Below are 15,954 nucleotides of genomic sequence, written 5' to 3' on the forward strand. Positions count from 1 at the left end.
CGGTGCTCGGCTATCGGAACTCGGGTTGTCCTGTCGGCCTTGATATTCGCGACGGGCACCGCGTGCGGTGCGGCGGCGGATCCGGTCCCGGCGGCCATCGAAAAGGTTCCGGTGGCCACATGGACGCCTGACCCGATTGCAGTGCGAGCCAACGAACTCGGACTCGTCCCCATTCTGATGTACCACCAGGTAACACCGAGTCCGGTGGGCGAATACGACCAGACTCCGGAGAAGTTCCGCGCCGAACTCGAGCGGTTGTACCGCGAGAACTATCGACCGGTGACCGCTGGCGATTACATCTGCGGCCATATCGACATCCCCGCAGGCACCCACCCGGTGGTGCTTACCTTCGACGACTCCACCATCACCCAACTTCGGTTCACCGAGGACGCTGAGGTGGTCCCGGATACCGCGATCGGGATACTCGAGGAGTTCGGAGCGCGCAATCCGGACTTCCGGCCCACCGCGACGTTCTATGTCAATAACGAGCCGTTCGCCGGTGACGGGCACGCACTGCCCTGGCTGGCCGCGCACGGATACGAAATCGGCGCGCACACCGCGAGCCACGCCAACCTCGGTCGCCTGGATAGCATCGGCGTACAGCGTGAGCTGGTCGAGAACCTGCGCGCGATCGTGACCGCGGCGCCTGGTAATCGTGTGCGCACGATGGCCTTACCGCTCGGCATCTTTCCGGCCGATCGTGTACTCGCCACCGCAGGAAGCTGGGACGGTACGAACTACGCGTTCGAGGCCGTGTTGCTGGTCGGCGCCGAGCCCGCACCCTCCCCATTCGGACAGCTCGATCCCGCTGGTGTGCCGCGCATCCGGTCGGGGAAGAGTGAGGTCGACTTCGCCTCCGCCTACTGGCTCGACCGCCTCGATCAACATCCCGACCAGCGCTACACCTCCGACGGCAATCCGAACAAGATCTCGGCCCCCAAACTGCTTGCCGACGAACTGAATCCGCGCTGGCGTGGCCAGTTCAACCCCTATTGACAAGCATAGATCCAAGTATGCCAAGAGTTTGCGGCGCCTGACCCGGGAGACAGTGGTCAACTCACGGCCGCTGAGGTGTTGGATGTCGGGATGATCCGACCAGGCCGTTTCGCCCTGAGCGGCCGTATGTATATTAGCGAGCGCAACTAGTTACGGGTGATCGGCGTGTGGGGGCAGATCGCTCGTGGCGCAGTGTGCCAACTGCTCGACCGGCTCGACTCAGGTTTCGAGACACTTCCACCACGGATAGCCGATCAGAACTAGGGCTCAAATTATGACGAATTCGACGACCCAGGCCCCGGCAACGTCGCCGGACCTGGATGCCGGTGAGGGTGCGTCACTGTCACACCGGCAGATCCTCACCATCCTGTCCGGACTGCTGCTCGGCATGTTCCTCGCCGCGCTGGATCAGAACATCGTGAGCGTCGCGATCGTGCGGATCGCCAACAGCCTGGACGGATTCGACGAACAAGCCTGGGCGACCACGGCGTATCTGATCACCGCGACGATCACCACGCCGCTGTACGGCAAGCTCGCCGATATCTACGGCCGAAAGCCGTTCTACCTCACCGCGATCGGACTGTTCGTCATCGGTTCGGTGGCCTGCACCTTCGCCACCTCGATGTACGAACTCGCCGGATTCCGCGCCTTTCAGGGCCTTGGTGCGGGCGGGTTGATGTCGTTGGCGTTCACCATCATCGGCGATATCGTGCCGGCCCGGGAGCGGGTGCGCTACCAGGGCTATTTCATGATGGTCTTCGGTACGGCGACCGTGCTCGGCCCGGTGCTCGGCGGCTTCTTCTCGAATTATGATCAGCTCTGGGGTCTCGAGGGTTGGCGCTGGGTCTTCCTGGTCAATGTGCCGATCGGCGTGCTCGCGCTCGGCGTGGTCGCCAAGGTGCTCAATGCGCCGCATCAGCGCCAGGATCACCGCATCGACTGGTTCGGCGCGGTCGCATTGACGACCTGTGTGGTGCCGCTGCTGATCGTCGCCGAACAGGGCCGGGACTGGGGCTGGAGTTCGCAGCGCGCGCTCATCTGCTATGGGATCGGTGCGGGCGGACTGCTGCTGTTCCTGCTCGTCGAGTTCCTGATGAAGGATGCGGCGCTGATTCCGCTACGACTGTTCAAGAATTCGACCTTCAGCGTGACCATCGCGGGTGGGTTCATTGTCGGTATCGCGATGTTCGGCGCGATCGTCATGGTGCCGCAGTACTTCCAAGTGGTGCGCGGATATTCGCCGACCAAATCGGGTCTGCTGATGCTGCCGCTGGTACTGGGGATCATGTTCGGTTCGCAGCTGGCCGGGCTGACCACCAAATTGACCGGCCGTTACAAGATCCTGCCGGTGATCGGGACATTCATAATCGCCGTCGGCGCGGCGCTCTACGGGCAGGTGCATTACGACAGTCCGCTATGGCAGCCGCTGGTCTACGGCGGCGTCATCGGATTCGGGCTCGGTTGCTGCATGCAGACCCTGATCATCGCGGCACAGAATGCCGGTCCGCGTTCTGATATGGGTGTTTCGACCGCATCGGCGACCTTCTTCCGGCAGATGGGCGGCACGCTCGGTGTCGCGGTGTTCCTCACCATCCTGTTCAACCTCTTGCCGCACCGGATCATCGACGCCTTCGGTGGTGCGCTGCCCGCCGGATTCGACGCCGCTCAGTTGAGCACCATGCAGAGCAATACCAGCGGAATCGCGGCGCTGCCGGATGAGCTCAGGGTGCCGATCCTGATCGGGTTCACCGATGCGATGCACGGCGTCTTCTATGTCGCAGCGGGAGTTGCGCTGCTGGCGTGCTTGGTGCTGATGTTCATGAAAGAGATTCCGCTGCAGGACAATCCGGCTCCCGTCGTGGAGTCGGTGACCCTGGAATCCAGCTGGGAGGAGGCGCAGGTCTGGGAGGGTGCCGCGAAGGTGCTCTCCGAACCCGAACCGGTGCTGGCGGGCGCGGTCAGCCGAGTCTCGGTGAATCACGACGGCAATGGTGTGTATGTGGCCGCCGTTGTGCCGCAGTCGCATTCGGGCCTCGACTACGAAGGCACGTCGATCGGCGGGCGGATCGGACGCGAGGATGGCAGACCGGTGCCCGGCACGGTGCTGACCCTGATCGACCAACGGGGACACCAGGTTTCGCGCGCGACCGGGGATGCCGACGGCGGCTACCGCATCGAGGCACCGGCCGCGGGCAATTATGTCTTGATCGCGTCGGCGACCGGACACCGGCCGGAGGCGGTCAGCGTGGCCATCGGACAGCGACCACAGCTGCTCGACCTGACCCTCACCGGCTCCGGCGAATTGTCCGGAGTGGTCCGCTCGGCCGGTCGCGGCACCCCGCTACCGGGTGCCACCGTCACACTCACCGATATCCACGGCGAGGTCGTCGGTGCCGCCATTACCGCTGGTGACGGCGCGTACATCTGCCACGGCGTCGTCTCCGGCACCTACACCCTGGTGGCCGTCGCCGAACATATGCGCCCCAGCGCCACCACCCTCACCATCCCCGACAGCGGCCTCCTGCATCACGACATTGATATGGCATCGATGGCCGTGCTGGCCGGATCCGCCTGGGCCGACGGCGACCGGGCCGTTTCGGACATCCAGATCACCGTCCTCGACGCAGCCGGCGACCTCACCGCCACCGCCCGCACCGATGCCAACGGCCGCTACCTGGTAACCGACCTCCCAGAAGGCCACTACACGGTGATAGCCCGCGGCTACCCACCCGTCACCACCCGAGTAACAGTCTCCGGCGGCGAAGTAAACCACGACGTCCGGCTCGGCTACGAACCCGCCGAAGCCTCCGACCCCCGATGACGCTGGAACGGTCTATTCGACGTGCGGTAGCACCTCCGCGGCAATGCGCTCCATTTGAGCGCCCTCGTCGAACAACGGGTTGATCAGGATCGTTTCGGCTCCGGCGTCGGCCACTGCGCGCAGGCCCTGGATGCAGTCCTTGGGTGTGCCGTGTACGGCGACGGGCAGCAGGGTTGCGCCGAATTCGCCGTAGAAGTCGATCAGAGCGGTGCCCATGCGCTGTTCGGCCCGCGCCGGATCATCGTCGACCGCTATGTAGACGCGTTTGGCGATGCGGAAATCCGATGGGTCGCCGGAGTTTTCGGCCAAGGTCCCGCGCACGTACCGGACCTGCTGGGCGAATTCGGCCGTCCTACTCGAACCAGCACCGAAGAATCCGTTGCCGTGCCGCACCGCCCGCCGCAATGCCGCGGGTGTGCTGCCACCGAACCACAGTGGCGGATGAGGCTTCTGGAACGGCTTCGGCTCCATGGTGGCGCCGGTCAGCTGCCAGAACTCGCCCTCGATATCGATTCGCGGCTGCGTCCACAGCGCCTTCATGACGCGCAGGCCCTCATTGAAACGGGTCACCAGATTGTCGGCGGGGTCGACATCGAAGGCGGAGAACATCCGGTTGCGTCCGCCGATCCCGACGCCGATCTCCAGTCGGCCACGCGTGAGCTGATCGAGCGTGCTGATGCGTTTGGCGAGGTGCACCGGATTGTGCAGCGGCGTGACGAACACCGCGCATCCGAAGCGCAGCCGCTCATTGCATGCGGCCGCGTAGGTCAACAACTCGATCGGACTCAGATTGGGCGCGGAACCGAGCAGCTGTTCGGTCGTCCAGGCGCTCTCGAAGCCGAGCGCTTCGGCTCGATCCAGGTAGGCCCGCAGATTTTCCGGTTGGAACGATCCGTCGGGAATGAGCTGCGGAACCGAAATGGCGTATCGCATCGTCGGACCTTATCTCGCGGGGTCGATCCAGTCGTTCCGGTGATCTCGAGCCATACCTGAACATGCTGGTAACTCGACTGTAACCGCCCGCCGAGCGGCAGCGCTGCCCGCACGGTTAGATTATCCGAAAGCCGTTATCCCAGAAAGGAAAACAACCCCGTGGGGCCGTTCTGCAGAGCCGTCTTCCTGGACGCCGATCACAAGCTGATCGGGTATCTGGAACCCAAGGTCCGATTCCTGAAACGCGCCTGGATCGGCGACGACTTCGTCCAGGGTGTGGAGCGCCTCCTGACGGTGCCGACACGCGTGGTGTGGGCCGGACCGCAGGTGGGTGAGCAGGCCAGCCTCTACGCCAAGGCCGCCTCCGTCGCCCCTCTGGTCGCGCCCCAGCACGGCTTCATCGGCCGCTACATCCTCAATCACGACAAACGCACCTATGTGGACAAGGCGACGGTCCGGCACGGCGACGACCGCCACCGCATCCACCCGCTGCCGATGCTCACCGCCGAAGGCGCGGATTGCGCCGACGGCCACGTCGCATTGGTCGGCACCTGGTCCGGAGATCGCATCTCGATGAGCGCCACCGTGCCCGCCGGCTTCGAACTACTGAAGTACGACATCGTGCCGAACTAACCCATGCGTATCAGAGTCGCGGATCGAAGACCAGCCGAAATCCGGTGAGCCCGTGCTCATCACCGGTGGCCCAGAACTCCCGTCCCGGCAATTCGTTCTGTGGCAGCCCGGCTTGTTCGGCGATATCGGCCGCCGGTATCCACATTGGCGAATGTGCCGGATGCCATGGTGTCTGCACCTGCGCCCGATCGCCGAACAACAGGATCACCCGCACCCGCACTGGTTCCGGATCCATAGTTACATGATGCGCGCTCGCAACGGCTTTGCCGAAGTCGCGTGCATCAATCGAAACGTACTTCCCACCGTTTGATGCCATTGAGCCATCCGGAGCGCAGATACTCCGGTTCGGCGACCTGACTCAATTCGGGCATGGTGTCGGCAATGGCATTGAACATCAGATCGATCTCGAGTCGGGCCAGGTTCGCGCCGAGGCAGTAGTGCGTGCCCGCGCCGCCGAAGCCGACGTGTGGATTGGGGTCGCGCAGGATATCGAAGGTGAACGGATTCTCGAAGGCGTCCTCGTCGAAATTGGCCGAGCTGTAGAACAATCCGACGCGCTGGCCCTTGCGGATCAACTGTCCGCCGAGCTCGACATCGCGCATCGCCGTCCGCTGAAATACCGATACGGGGGTGGCCCAGCGCACGATCTCATCCGGCGCGGTGCGCGGGCGCTGCTGCTTGTAGAGCTCCCACTGGTCCGGATTGTCGACGAAGGCCTTCATGCCGTGGGTGATCGAATTGCGGGTGGTCTCATTGCCCGCCACCGACAGCAGGATCACGAAGAACGCGAACTCGTCCGAACCCAGATGCTCACCGTCGATATCGGCATTGACCAGCTGCGTCACGATATCGTCGGCCGGGCAGCCGCGCCGCTGCTCGGCCATGGTCCAGGCGTAGCCGCTCAATTCCAGCTGTGCGGTCTGCGCATCGCTGGCGTACTCCGGATCGTCGGCGCCGATCATCTGATTGGACCAGTGGAACAGCTTCTTGCGATCCTGCTGCGGCACCCCGAGTAGTTCGGCAATGGCCTGCAGCGGCAATTCACAGGCGACCTGCTCCACGAAATCACCGCTACCCGACTTCTTGGCCTCGTGCACAATTCGGGCCGCGCGCTCGGTGAGCGCCGCCCGCAGACCCTCCACCGCGCGCGGTGTGAAGCCCTTGGACACGATGCGACGATTCTTCGTGTGGGCCGGCGGATCCATATTGAGCAGAATCAGCCGCTGCATATCGATCTGTTCGCGGGTGATGGTGGACTGAAACCGGATGATCGCGCTGTTCGCGGAGGAGGAGAAGATCTCTGGATGTTTCGAGATCTCCCTGATGTCTTCGAGCTTCGTGACCGCCCAATAGCCGCCGTCATCGAAGCCGCTGGACCGGTCGGACTGGGCACACCACCAGACCGGTGCGGTTCGGCGCAGCTCCGCGAATTCTTCGGTGGGTCTGCGTTTCGCCCACAGGTCCGGGTCGGTGAAATCGAATCCGGCGGGAATCGACGGCGTGGCCATGGCCACCTCCCAGAGATGGAACACGTTCTACAACCGATTGAAGCACAATGTGCCGCTCGGAGATGGTGAAATGCCTATGCGTCGGCGGGTTCGGTGTCAGTGCTCGAGCTTGCGTAAGAGCCGGTGCAGCGTGTGCAGGTCGTCGGGGGGCAGGGCGGCGACAGCGGCCGGTGCGGGGTCGGGGGTTGCCATCGCCTGTGCGAGTACGGCACGGCCGGCGGTGGTGATGGAGACCTGTTTGCGGCGGCGGTTGGTTGGATCGATCTCGCGCACGACGAGGCCGAGTTCATCGAGGTTATTGACCGCGACCGTGGTCGCGGGTGCGTCCATGCCGGTGGCCTGCGCGATCTGGTTGAGTGTGAGCGGGCCGGGGCGCAGGCGGCGTAGAATACGAATTCGACTGAACGGCAAGCCCGTTCGCTCGGCGACCGCCCGCTTCCACGAGTCACGGGTATCCATCACCAGGTGGGTGAGCTGGGCCCACACATCGTCGGCGGTGGGTACGTCATCCGGCATGTGCGGGGACCTTCTCTTCCAGTATCGGGGCGACGCGATCGCGGGACCGCGCGGCCCAGCGGGTGTTCGCGACTATGCCGAGTATGGCGATCCCGGCCGTGAAAACCGCAATCAGCCACCACAGACCGGCGCCGGTCAGCGCGCCGCACAGTGCGACACCCATGCTCACGCCGACCTGTCTGCTTGTCGAGGCGACCGCGGACGCGGCGCCCGCGCGATCCAGCGGCATCCCGCTGACCGCCGCAGTGGTGATCGGCGCATTGACCATGCCGAATCCGATTCCGAAGATCGCGAAGATGATGACAAGTTGCCAGATCGGAGTTGTCGCATCGAGTCGGGTGAGCAGCGCGGCGGCGATGGTCATCGCGATGCCCGCCGCGAGCAGTGAAGGCCTGGTGCCATAGCGACCGACCAGACGCCCCGACAGCGGCGAGAAGATGAGTGTCGCGACCGCCATGGCCAGATACAGCGCCCCGGTGTGCACCGCCGAATAACCGCGCAACTCTTGCAGATACAGCGAGCAGGTGAACAGGAATGCGCCGAGCGCGACGAAGGCGAAGATCGCGGTCACCGTCGCCGAGGCGAACGGCACACTGCGGAAGAAGCGCAGATCGATGAATGGATCCGAGCGCCGCGATTCCTGCCACAGGAAGGCTGCGAGGGCAAGTGCCGACACCGCGAATGCGATCGGCAACCGCTCGATCAACCCGAAGACCGCCGTGAACAGGAACGCGATGGCCAGCAACTGCCCGATCGGGTCGAGTCCGCGCACTATGGCCGACTTCGATTCCGGCACATACAAAGTCGTCAGGACCAGCGCGAGTACACAGATCGGCAGATTGATCCAGAACACCGACTGCCACCCCAGCGCATCGATCAGCACACCGCCGACCATCGGACCCAGCGCCATCGAAATGCCGACCACCGCACCCCAAATGCCCACCGCGCGAGCACGTTCCACTTTTCCGGTGAAAACCTGCGTAATGATCGACATCGCAACCGGATTCAGCATCGACCCACCGATCGCCTGCAAAAACCGTGCCCCGATCAGGGTTTCGATGTTGGGTGCGAGGCTGCATGCCAGCGAGCCGAGTGCGAACACCGTCAATCCGATCCGAAACACCCGCCGCCGCCCGAACCGGTCCGCCGTCGCGCCCGCGAGCATCAGCAGACTCGCCATCGTGAGCGTGTAGATATCAACGATCCACTGCAGCCGAGCCAGCGGCGCACCCAGATCCGCCCGAATCGCGGGCACCGCTACATTCACGATCGTCGAATCCATCGACACGATCAACAGACTCAGGCAACACGTCGCCAACACCACCAACTTCTGCCGTGGCGTCAACTCTTCAACAGTTGTATTCACACAATGATTGTGTAATTACAACTGTTCCGAGTGCAAGGGGTTCCAGGGTGTGAGCCGCGCAACATGCCCGCTTATGCGCGGGACTGACGTTCAGTTGCCAGTGTGGGTCGGGATGCCGAGAACGGCGAGGAAGGCGGTCGCCGCGGGCGTGCTGCCGACGCGGCTCCAGATGACGTACTCGACACGGGCCGGTGCGTCGGTGACCTCAATGGTGACAACGCCGGTGAGCTGCGGCGCATAGGCGGCGGGAAGCATGGCCACGGCGAGGCCCGGTCCGACGAGTCGGGCGATGTAGTCGGCGCTGGTGACTTCGAAGGCGACGTCACGGTCGAGACCGGCGGCTGCGAAGGCCTGGTCGGATTGGATGCGCCCGGCTGTCCCGGCTGGGAGGTCCACGAAAACCTCGGATGCAAGTCTGTGCAGGTTGACCAGCGTTTCGCTAGCGAGGGGATGATCCGGCGCGACTACGGCGACGAGTCGGTCTCGCGCGAGTTCGTGAACGGCGACGCCCTGGGGTCGTGCCGTGGTCGGCAGGCCGAGGAAGGCCACGTCGATGGCGCCGTCGGTGACCTGGTCGACGAGGTCGTCGCTAGCGCCGACCCGCAGGTCGATGCGCACCTGGGGATACTTCCGACGGAAGTCGCGCAGCGCGCCCGGAATATCGACCGCGGCGACGGTCGGTATCAGGCCGACGGAGAGCCGTCCGCGTACCTCACCGACTGCCGCGGCGACCTCGGCGGCCGCGCGCTCGGCGGCGTCCAGACACTGACGGGCGGCGGGGAGGAAAGCCGCGCCCGCCGGAGTCAGTCGGACTCGGCGACTGGTTCGCTCGAAGAGTCGTGCGCCGAGTTCTCGTTCCAGACGTGCGATCTGGTGACTGAGAGCGGACTGGACGACCAGGCATCGCTCGGCGGCCCGGGTGAAGTTGCTGGTCTCGGCGACCGCGATGACGTAGCGCATCTGCTGGAGCTCCATAGATCAATCTTGAATCGAGATTGATCCGTTGACAAACATGTGTTGGACTCATAGATTGCGGCGAGTGAGACTGCACGTGTGAAAAGTTCAGTAGCACAGGGGGTTTCCGGTGCTTCGAAGGGAAACCTGCCTCGCGCCGCCCTGACGGCGCTCGCGCCTTTGGCGTGGGGCACGACCTATGTCGTCACCACCGAACTTCTCCCGCAAGGACATCCACTGTTCGCGGGACTCTTGCGTGCGCTGCCCGCCGGCCTCATCGCATTAGCGGTCACCCGGACGGTGCCGCGCGGTGCCTGGTGGAGGAAGGCAGCGGTGCTCGGAGTGCTGAATATCGGGCTGTTCTTCCCGCTGCTGTTCGTCGCGGCCGAACGCCTGCCCGGCGGCGTCGCCGCGACGTTGGCGGCAGCTCAGCCGCTCATCGTGGCGATTCTGGCTGTGACTGTTTTGCACGAGAGCCCGTCGGCTTGGCGGATCGGCTGGGGTGCGATGGGGGTCGGCGGCGTCGGCCTGGTGGTGATCGGGCCGAATGCGGCCCTCGATGTCCTGGGGATTGCGGCGGGTCTCGGCTGCGCGGCCACGATGGCGCTGGGCGTGACCCTCACGAAACGGTGGGGACGCCCTGCCGAAGTAAGTCCCACCGCCTTCGCCGGTTGGCAACTCACCGCAGGCGGCCTGTTCCTGGTGCCCGTCACCCTCCTCTTCGAGGGTGCACCTCCCGCGATCGACCCGCCTGCCGTCCTCGGCTACCTCTGGCTGGGACTGATCGGGGGCCTGATCGCCTACATCCTGTGGTTGCGCGGCATCACCGCATTGCCCGTCAACTCGGTCTCGATTCTCTCCCTGTTCTCGCCACTGGTCGCCGCCGTACTCGGTGCGGTCCTGCTGGGCCAGACACTCGGCCCGATCCAGCTCATCGGGTTCGGGCTCTCCCTCGCCGCCATAGTCGCGGGACAACTTCCCGTTCCCACCCGCGCCGTACTGGAAAGGACATATCGATGAAGATCGCCGTTGTCGGAGCCGCAGGCATGGTCGGTTCGCGCGTCGTCAACGAAGCCGCAAGCCGAGGTCACGACCTCATCGCGGTATTTCGGAAAGAGTGGCCGACCACGCTGCCCGCCGGGGTGACCGCCGTCGCGCATGACGCCGACCAGATGAGCAGACTGTTCAGTGGCACCGACGCGATCGTGGTGGCTACTCGTCCGGCTCCGGGGCAGGAAAACACCGTCGCCGCGACCACGAAGCCGCTGCTCGACGCGGCCGTGGCAGTCGATGCGCGCATCCTCGTTGTCGGGGGCGCCGCACCGCTGCAAATCCCGGGACATCCCGATCGGCTCGTCATCGACAGCCCGGAGTACGTTCCGCCCGCAATCCGTCCCATCGCCGCCGCCAGCCTCGCGCAACTGGAAGCCTGCCGAACACACCCGGCCAACTGGATCTATCTCAGTCCACCCGCCCTCCTCGAACCCGGACATCGCACCGGAAAGTACCGACGTGGCACCACCACCCTCGTGACCGATGCCGAAGGCGTAGCCCGAATCTCGGTCGAAGACCTCGCTGTGGCAATCCTCGACGAACTCGAAACCCCATGCGATACCCAACATTTCACCGTCGGGTACTGAGGCGAATCCGCGGCATCTTCGCCGCGCTCGCCTGCCTCGGTGTCGCCGTGCCGCTACCCGCGGATCAGGCGGCGGCAGACGGCGCGTTCCACACCACGATCGTCCTGCCCGCCGGATTTCGACCAGAAGGTATCGCGATCGGGGCACTGCCGGTCGCCTACCTCGGTTCGCAGGTAGACGGCTCGATATACCGCGTCAGCCTGATGACCGGACAGGGCGCCATCCTGAGCCCCGGGCACGGTTCACCGTCGCTCGGGCTCCAGCTCGACCACCGCGGTCGGCTGTTCGTCGCCGGTGGCACCGCTGGCGATGCGCGTGTCGTAGATAACCGGACGGGCGTGGTGTCGGCGAGCTACCGATTCGGCACGCCGCCGGACACGTTCGTCAACGATGTGGTGCTCACCTCGACCGGCGCGTGGTTCACCGACTCGCGCGCCCCGGCGCTGTACCACCTACCGGTCGGCCGCGACGGTGCGTTACCACCGCCCGAGGCGGTGGTGCGCCTCCCACTGAGCGGCGACATCGATTATGTGCCGGGAGCCTTCAACGCCAACGGAATCGTTCGCACCCCCGACGGCACGGGGCTGATCATTGTTCAGTCGGTGACCGGCCAACTGTTCCGCGTCGACCCCTCGACGGGGGTGACACGCCAGATCGACCTGGGCGCCGAGACCGTACCCGACGGGGACGGACTGCTTTTGTGCGGGAGCAGGCTCTTGGTTGTCCAGAACCGGCGCAACGCGATCGCCGTGATCACGCTCAACGCGGCGGGCACGACCGGTTCGATAGAGCAGCGCGTGACCGATCCGCGCTTCGACACACCGACAACCATCGCTGCGTTCGGCAATCGCTTGTATCTGCCGAACGCTCGCTTCACCACACCGCAGTCTCCGACTACGCCCTACAGCGCCGTCGCGGTCGCCCGGCCGCTGTAGAGCCTGCGCTCGATCCGAACGTGCCGCGATCCGGTCCGACGAAATCTACGACCGGTATCGGCGAACGGCTCGAAGCCGGCCGCCGATACCTGATCCGCAGGCCGGTTATTTGCCGTCCGGGCCGAGATGCCGGGCGAAGAAGCGTCCCGCGCTATCGACCTCGAACCTGGGTACTGCGGCGTGTCCACCTGCGTTGGCGTGCAAGGTCTTTTCTTTCGAGGCGAAGGCGTCGAAAAGCGCTAGACCGGATTGGCGGTCGATGTGCTCGTCGTCCCACTGGAGCAGGAATTCGATCGGGATGGTGATCTGGGCTGCGGCCTCGGTCAAGTATTCGTGCCCGAGGCAACCGAAGACAGCGGCGGTGATCCTTGGTTCGACGGCGGTCAATGGCACGCCGATGCCGGTGCCCTGCATGATGCCCCAGAAGCCGATCGGCGCTTCGGTGCCGATTTCCGGCAGTTTCTGGAGGGCGTCGATTGTTGCCTGCCATTCCGGTACAGCACGCTCCGCCAGGGCGAGGTGGAGCTGCACCACGATCGCGGCGATTGGCTCGCCCGCCGCCTGAGCCTGCCGCAGGGCGGTTACGTGCTGCTCGTCGGTCGCTGTGCGGGGCCGGTCGCCGTGTCCGGGTGCGTCGAGGGCGGCGACATGGAAGCCGCAGCTGGTTACGTAGTGGCGGGCGCGGCCCAGGATGCCCGGTGCTCGCTTGTGTTGGCCGCCGCCGTGCGCCATCAGGATCAGCGGTGCGTGGTCGGGGCCGGACGCGGGGGAGAAGAGTAAGCCGGGGACCTCACCCAGCGTGAAGTCGCGTTCGATGACACCGTTCGACGATGTCTGCGAGGTGAAATGCATAGGGTTTGTTGCCTTTCGGGATTGCCTCAGAGGCACTCCCGGCGACAGCTACCTCAATCGCCCTACCGTGAACCGAAGGGGAGTACCCACATGGATACAGCGTTCATGGGTCTCACCTCCTCGCGCGATGTCACGGTCTCCGGCACGCTATCAGCCCGGAGGCCGTCGCGCCCAACCATTTCCTATAAGGATGACCCATTTCGTATAAGGATGACTCAGCGCAGCTCGTCGATCGCACCGATGCTGACGATTCCCATTACGCTGCTTACCAATTCGGCGTCGATGCCGACCAGCTTGCTCGCCGCCCTCACTACGCGGCGAGGGCGAGGCGCGCGCCCGCGACCTTGCCGGTGCCGCTGGCGCGCGCCATCAGGCGGGTGATGGCCTCGGCGACCTCGGTGGGCTGCTCGAGGATCACCGAGTGACCGGCGCCGTCGACCAGGACGAAATCCGAGTACTCGACGGCGGCGGCCATCGCGATGGAATGCGACGGCGGCGTCATCAGGTCGGCATTACCGCACAGCACCAATGTCGGGATCTTCGACAAGACCGCGAGGGCATCGGTCTGGTCGAAGGCCATGAAGGCGCTCAGGAAGCTCGCCATCGTTACGATCGGCGTCTCGTTGTGCATCGCGCTGGCGAGGGTGAGGACCCGCGTACTCACCTTGCGATCGCCGAATTCGGCGGTACGGATGATCGGGGCGAAGACCTTGCAAGCCATGAGTTTCGCGTGATGCATGAGGCCCGGAGCACGTCGGACGGCCGCCTGGAATGCGGAAACGGCCGGATTGCGCAGCAGACGGCCGAAACCGGCGTCGGCGAGTCCGCTCGCGGCGGTCGCTATGAGGGCGACGCCGGTAATGCGCGTGCCGATCTCGTGCGGGTTCTGGCTGGCGTAGGTGAGCACCGTCATGCCGCCCATCGAATGGCCGACGAGGACGACCGGCCCGGTGGGGGCGACCGCGTCGAGGACGTCGCGCAGGTCATTGCCGAGTTGCTCGAGGTGGTAGGTCCGCCGGGACGCGGCGGCGGAATCGCCGTGGCCGCGGTGGTCGTAGCAGACGATCCGTGCACCCGGGTACTGGCGCAGCAGCGCGTGGCGGACGTAGGTCCACGACGCGGTGCGCAGGCAGTGTCCGTGTAGCAGGACGACGGTGAGCTCGGCATCTTGCGGGCCGTACTCGCGAACCGCGAGTTCCACGCCGTCCTCGGTCGAGACCGTGGCACGACGTTCCGCCGAGGTGGCGATGGTGCTGGTGATCGACATGGAGTGCTCCGGTTCGGTTGCGGTGACTTGATTAACTGTCCGCCGCATCGGCCGCCGATATCAGGTCCCCGAGTGCTGAGCTCGTTCCCCCAAGGTGGACCGGATCACCACCAAGGTGTTACCGGTCGGTGCGCCACCGCGCTGTCGCCCGTCCGATCTCGGTTGCCGGAGGTTCGTGGTAGAGCCATTCCCGGGCGATCCGGTGCCAATTGTTCGTCGTCCCCAATTGGCCCAATACGGCGAGGGTGAACAGGTCTGCTCGCCGCGAGAAGACATGCTCCGGCGGGAGCCACTGCTGTCGCATACCGCGGAACTCCGCGGCCCTGGGGTCGACCGCGAGAATCACTGCGCCGGTGGCGAGTTCGGGTGTGACCGTGATTTCCTCATCGGTCAGATGCCAGCCCGCGGCCGCCCACACATACTCCAGGCATTCGGCTGCCGTGACATCCGATTCCGGGTCGATAATGCCGCGGTCCACCCACGCCTCATAAAGGTCCTGAGCCCGATTTTCACCGGCGGCCTGCAGACACGCACGCTCGAGTTCGACATGCACCGGATCCATATTGTTGTATAGCCCGAAATCCACGAAGCCGACGCGACCGTCCGCGGCGAGCATGATATTGCCGGGATGTGGATCTCCGCAGAATTCGAAATCCGAAAACAGCGAACCGACATAGAAGCGATAGATCAGCTCGCCGATCCCATCGCGTTCGGTCGCAGGCAGGTCCCGGATCTGCTGGAACGACTTCCCGTCGACGAACTCCGTCACCAAAACGTGGTGCCCGCAGAGCTCTTCGACACTGTCCGGAACCGTGATGAACGGATGGTCCCGGTAGCGTGCGGCGACTCGATGCTGGGTCCGTGCTTCGCGCACGTAGTCGAGTTCACTGCCGATATTGCGGGCGATTTCGTCCAGCACATCGCTGTCCGCCGCGCTCGGCAGAATGGATTTCCAGAGTCTGCTGATCATAGCCAGATTGCGCATATCCGCCTCGACGGCCTCGTCCACGCCCGGGTATTTGACCTTTACCGCGACTGTGCGTCCATCGTGCAACTTCGCGCGATAAACCTGGCCGATCGAAGCCGCGGCGATCGCCGTCTCGTCGAATTCGGCGAATGCCCGCGCCAATGGTCCGAGATCGTCCTCGAGCACCTGCCGCATTGCCGGAAACGGGAATGCGGGCGCTTGATCGCGTAGCTCGGCGAGCTTATCGCGAAACATCTCACGGTGCGATTCCGGCAGCAGATCGACATCCAATACCGACAGCATCTGTCCGAACTTCATCGCTGCGCCCTTCATGGCGCCGAGCACGGTGACGAGTTGCTGTGCGGTGCGCAGTGTGGACCGTTCGGCGAGCAACTGCCGGGCCTGTTCGGTTCGACCGATCATCGACAGGCGGGTGCCGACTTCCCGGATGGCCTGTCCCGCAACCAATCGGCCCACCCGGCCGCCCCGCGCGAGACGACTCTTCGGCACCCGACCGGCCACTATCGCACCTCCATCGGCAACGCTTGTACAGCTGGACTCACCAC

15 protein-coding genes are annotated in these 15,954 nt (G+C 64.8%); 6 read left to right on the plus strand and 9 right to left on the minus strand.

The window, feature by feature from the left end; translation table 11 throughout:
• Positions 1-39: 39 nt before the first annotated feature.
• Together ACIBJI_RS14535 and ACIBJI_RS14540 are read left to right on the plus strand one after the other, a co-directional pair.
• Complete coding sequence (locus tag ACIBJI_RS14535; RefSeq protein ID WP_397084472.1) at positions 40-996, plus strand: polysaccharide deacetylase family protein; 957 nt, start codon at positions 40-42, stop codon at positions 994-996.
• A gap of 274 nt (positions 997-1,270) precedes the next feature.
• A complete protein-coding gene (locus ACIBJI_RS14540; RefSeq protein WP_364350025.1) occupies positions 1,271-3,817 on the plus strand; it encodes an MFS transporter in 2,547 nt (848 codons plus the stop codon).
• 12 nt (positions 3,818-3,829) lie between these two features.
• Here ACIBJI_RS14540 and ACIBJI_RS14545 read toward each other — a convergent pair whose 3' ends face one another.
• The gene (locus tag ACIBJI_RS14545) at positions 3,830-4,750 is read right to left on the minus strand and encodes an LLM class flavin-dependent oxidoreductase (protein ID WP_364350028.1); all 921 of its coding nucleotides are present in this window, start codon (positions 4,748-4,750) and stop codon (positions 3,830-3,832) included.
• Positions 4,751-4,909: 159 nt separating this feature from the next.
• On the opposite strand from ACIBJI_RS14545, the gene ACIBJI_RS14550 reads away from it, so the two are divergent.
• A complete protein-coding gene (locus ACIBJI_RS14550) occupies positions 4,910-5,383 on the plus strand; it encodes a hypothetical protein (RefSeq protein ID WP_364350031.1) in 474 nt (157 codons plus the stop codon).
• A 10-nt stretch (positions 5,384-5,393) separates the two neighbouring features.
• On the opposite strand, the gene ACIBJI_RS14555 is transcribed toward ACIBJI_RS14550, so the two are convergent.
• The 5 genes from ACIBJI_RS14555 to ACIBJI_RS14575 all read right to left on the minus strand — a co-directional run bounded on the left by ACIBJI_RS14555 (position 5,394) and on the right by ACIBJI_RS14575 (position 9,748).
• Positions 5,394-5,618 (minus strand): hypothetical protein, encoded by a 225-nt coding sequence (locus ACIBJI_RS14555; protein WP_157110482.1) that lies wholly within the window; start codon positions 5,616-5,618, stop codon positions 5,394-5,396.
• A gap of 46 nt (positions 5,619-5,664) precedes the next feature.
• Entirely contained in the window at positions 5,665-6,891 is a 1,227-nt protein-coding gene (locus ACIBJI_RS14560; protein WP_364350035.1) for a cytochrome P450, read from the minus strand.
• 96 nt (positions 6,892-6,987) lie between these two features.
• Positions 6,988-7,407 carry a MarR family winged helix-turn-helix transcriptional regulator gene (locus tag ACIBJI_RS14565; RefSeq protein ID WP_364350038.1) on the minus strand — a complete coding sequence of 140 codons (420 nt, stop codon included), beginning with the start codon at positions 7,405-7,407 and terminating at the stop codon, positions 6,988-6,990.
• On the minus strand, positions 7,397-8,773 hold the full coding sequence (locus ACIBJI_RS14570; RefSeq protein ID WP_364350041.1) for an MFS transporter: 1,377 nt from the start codon (positions 8,771-8,773) through the stop codon (positions 7,397-7,399). The genes ACIBJI_RS14565 and ACIBJI_RS14570 overlap by 11 nt, the downstream gene beginning before the upstream one ends.
• 90 nt (positions 8,774-8,863) lie before the next feature.
• Positions 8,864-9,748 (minus strand): LysR family transcriptional regulator, encoded by an 885-nt coding sequence (locus ACIBJI_RS14575; RefSeq protein ID WP_397084475.1) that lies wholly within the window; start codon positions 9,746-9,748, stop codon positions 8,864-8,866.
• A 78-nt stretch (positions 9,749-9,826) separates the two neighbouring features.
• On the opposite strand from ACIBJI_RS14575, the gene ACIBJI_RS14580 reads away from it, so the two are divergent.
• From ACIBJI_RS14580 to ACIBJI_RS14590, 3 genes are read left to right on the plus strand one after another with little or no spacing between them, the layout of a single operon-like run.
• On the plus strand, positions 9,827-10,747 hold the full coding sequence (locus ACIBJI_RS14580) for an EamA family transporter (protein WP_397084477.1): 921 nt from the start codon (positions 9,827-9,829) through the stop codon (positions 10,745-10,747).
• Entirely contained in the window at positions 10,744-11,367 is a 624-nt protein-coding gene (locus ACIBJI_RS14585; RefSeq protein ID WP_364350050.1) for an NAD(P)H-binding protein, read from the plus strand. Before ACIBJI_RS14580 ends, ACIBJI_RS14585 begins: the two co-directional genes overlap by 4 nt.
• The gene (locus ACIBJI_RS14590; protein ID WP_397084479.1) at positions 11,334-12,302 is read left to right on the plus strand and encodes an SMP-30/gluconolactonase/LRE family protein; all 969 of its coding nucleotides are present in this window, start codon (positions 11,334-11,336) and stop codon (positions 12,300-12,302) included. The genes ACIBJI_RS14585 and ACIBJI_RS14590 overlap by 34 nt, the downstream gene beginning before the upstream one ends.
• Positions 12,303-12,407: 105 nt before the next feature.
• Here the strand turns inward: ACIBJI_RS14590 and ACIBJI_RS14595 are convergent, their stop codons facing one another.
• The 3 genes from ACIBJI_RS14595 to ACIBJI_RS14605 all read right to left on the minus strand — a co-directional run bounded on the left by ACIBJI_RS14595 (position 12,408) and on the right by ACIBJI_RS14605 (position 15,910).
• On the minus strand, positions 12,408-13,154 hold the full coding sequence (locus ACIBJI_RS14595) for an alpha/beta hydrolase (RefSeq protein ID WP_364350056.1): 747 nt from the start codon (positions 13,152-13,154) through the stop codon (positions 12,408-12,410).
• Positions 13,155-13,464: 310 nt separating this feature from the next.
• A complete protein-coding gene (locus ACIBJI_RS14600; RefSeq protein WP_397084481.1) occupies positions 13,465-14,421 on the minus strand; it encodes an alpha/beta fold hydrolase in 957 nt (318 codons plus the stop codon).
• A gap of 118 nt (positions 14,422-14,539) precedes the next feature.
• On the minus strand, positions 14,540-15,910 hold the full coding sequence (locus ACIBJI_RS14605; protein ID WP_396955287.1) for an ABC1 kinase family protein: 1,371 nt from the start codon (positions 15,908-15,910) through the stop codon (positions 14,540-14,542).
• Positions 15,911-15,954: the final 44 nt, after the last annotated feature.

The sequence above is a fragment of the Nocardia sp. NPDC050408 genome (genome assembly GCF_044458905.1).
Lineage (GTDB): Bacteria > Actinomycetota > Actinomycetes > Mycobacteriales > Mycobacteriaceae > Nocardia.

Coding starts and splice junctions, on each gene's coding strand:
- ACIBJI_RS14540 (WP_364350025.1), top strand. CDS start 1,271: ATGACGAATTCGACGACCCAGGCCCCGGCAACGTCGCCGGACCTGGAT.
- ACIBJI_RS14545 (WP_364350028.1), bottom strand. CDS start 4,750: ATGCGATACGCCATTTCGGTTCCGCAGCTCATTCCCGACGGATCGTTC.
- ACIBJI_RS14555 (WP_157110482.1), bottom strand. CDS start 5,618: ATGGATCCGGAACCAGTGCGGGTGCGGGTGATCCTGTTGTTCGGCGAT.
- ACIBJI_RS14560 (WP_364350035.1), bottom strand. CDS start 6,891: ATGGCCACGCCGTCGATTCCCGCCGGATTCGATTTCACCGACCCGGAC.
- ACIBJI_RS14565 (WP_364350038.1), bottom strand. CDS start 7,407: ATGCCGGATGACGTACCCACCGCCGACGATGTGTGGGCCCAGCTCACC.
- ACIBJI_RS14575 (WP_397084475.1), bottom strand. CDS start 9,748: ATGGAGCTCCAGCAGATGCGCTACGTCATCGCGGTCGCCGAGACCAGC.
- ACIBJI_RS14585 (WP_364350050.1), top strand. CDS start 10,744: ATGAAGATCGCCGTTGTCGGAGCCGCAGGCATGGTCGGTTCGCGCGTC.
- ACIBJI_RS14590 (WP_397084479.1), top strand. CDS start 11,334: ATGCGATACCCAACATTTCACCGTCGGGTACTGAGGCGAATCCGCGGC.
- ACIBJI_RS14595 (WP_364350056.1), bottom strand. CDS start 13,154: ATGCATTTCACCTCGCAGACATCGTCGAACGGTGTCATCGAACGCGAC.
- ACIBJI_RS14600 (WP_397084481.1), bottom strand. CDS start 14,421: ATGTCGATCACCAGCACCATCGCCACCTCGGCGGAACGTCGTGCCACG.